Origin of the sequence: Faecalibacterium sp. DFI.5.82 (assembly GCF_029076575.1) — a bacterium.
Taxonomy (GTDB): Bacteria; Bacillota; Clostridia; order Oscillospirales; family Ruminococcaceae; genus Faecalibacterium; species Faecalibacterium duncaniae.
On the sequence record NZ_JARFIS010000904.1, the window covers coordinates 1 to 295 of the forward strand.

The following is a 295-nucleotide window of genomic DNA, read 5'->3' on the forward strand; positions in this document are numbered from 1 at the left end:
GCCTGCGCAGTGCGTGCCCAGAAGGCCGGTGTGGATGTCATTCAGATCCACGGCGACCGCCTGAACGGCTGCCTGTGCTCCACCCGGATGAACCACTGCACCGACAAGTTCGGCGGCAGTCTGGAAAACCGGGTCCGCTTCGCCCGGATGCTGACCCGCGCCATCCGCAAGGCTGTGCCGGATATGATCATCGACTACAAACTGTCCATCGTTACCCCGCAGCGCGGCACGGGCGGCATCGACGAGGCCGATGCGGTGCAGTTCGCCCAGTGGCTGGTGGAGGACGGTGTGGATA

1 pseudogene is annotated in these 295 nt (G+C 64.7%); it reads left to right on the plus strand.

The features are described from left to right. A pseudogene (locus P0G09_RS19435) lies at positions 1 to 295 on the plus strand (NADH oxidase); the annotation flags it as partial.